The sequence below is a fragment of the Acinetobacter sp. A47 genome, from assembly GCF_000805455.1.
GTDB lineage: Bacteria > Pseudomonadota > Gammaproteobacteria > Pseudomonadales > Moraxellaceae > Acinetobacter.
In genome coordinates this window covers 1-1,287 of sequence record NZ_JSUS01000017.1, presented here as the reverse complement: position 1 = coordinate 1,287, position 1,287 = coordinate 1, and the positions used below count along the sequence as shown (strand labels likewise).

The following is a 1,287-nucleotide window of genomic DNA, read 5'->3' as shown; positions in this document are numbered from 1 at the left end:
TTAGTGGTCAGATGCACCTGAAGCACCGATCCCTGTCATTGAACGGACAAACTGTGCATCAAAGGCTTTACGCTCTTTCTCTGCACGTGCTGACTTGTCGGTTACAGAGAACAACCAGCAGCAGAAGAATGACAGTGGCATTGCAAATAATGCCGGGCCATTAAACGGGTTTGGCGCAGTGTCCGAAATCGCTAGCGTGTCTACCCAGACTGCTTTCGACAGGATGATCAGGCTAACTGCACCAACCAGACCCACCACGCCTCCAATCACTGCACCACGTGTGGTCAGACCTTTCCAGAACATCGATAACACCAGTACCGGGAAGTTGGCACAACATGCCACCGAGAATGCCAGACCCACCATAAAGGCAACGTTTTGTTTCTCGAATAAAATCCCCAGAATCATGGCAAAGATCGCTAAACCCAAAGTGGCGATTTTTGACATCCGCAGTTCCGACTGTGGCGTGGTTTTGCCCTTTTTAAACACGTTGGCATATAGGTCATGCGAAATTGCAGAAGCTCCTGACAGGGTTAAACCGGCAACCACCGCAAGGATGGTGGCAAAGGCCACTGCCGAGATAAAGCCCATGAACAGGTCACCGCCCACCGCGTCACTCAGGTGCACCGCAGCCATGTTGTTCCCGCCAATCAGCTCCAGCTTGCCGGTTACCGCCGCTTTGGCCAGATCAAGGAATTGCGGGTTGTTGGCCACAAACAGGATCGCACCAAAACCGATAATGAAGGTCAACAGGTAGAAGTAACCGATAAAGCCTGTCGCCACCACCACCGATTTACGTGCTTCCTTGGCATCTTTTACGGTAAAGAAACGCATCAGGATATGTGGCAGGCCGGCGGTACCAAACATCAGGGCCAGACCCAGTGACAACGCATCAATCGGGTTGGCTGTCAGTTTTCCCGGTCCCATGATCTTGGCGGCTTCATCCCAGCTCATGCTATGTGCCTGACTATAGACACCAATCGCCTGATTGAACATGTTGCTAAAACTGAAACCGACGGCTTTCATGACCATAAATGCCATAAAGGTTGCACCACTGAGCAGCATCACCGCTTTAATGATCTGCACCCAAGTGGTGGCCAGCATGCCGCCAAAGATCACATAGGCCATCATCAACAGACCGACAATCACCACTGCAATATTATAGTTCAGGCCAAACAGGAGCTTGATCAGCTGGCCTGCACCGACCATCTGTGCAATCAGGTAAAACGCCACCACAACCAGTGAGCTGAAGGCCGCCAGAGTACGTACCGGCTTTTCTTCCAGACGGAA

The 1,287-nt window shown here is 51.7% G+C and carries 1 protein-coding gene; it reads right to left on the bottom strand.

Annotation, left to right across the window (positions count from 1 at the left end; translation table 11 throughout):
• A partial coding sequence (locus OC23_RS05380) for a sodium:solute symporter family transporter (protein ID WP_038343358.1) occupies nt 1-1,287 on the bottom strand: 1,287 nt, incomplete at its 5' end.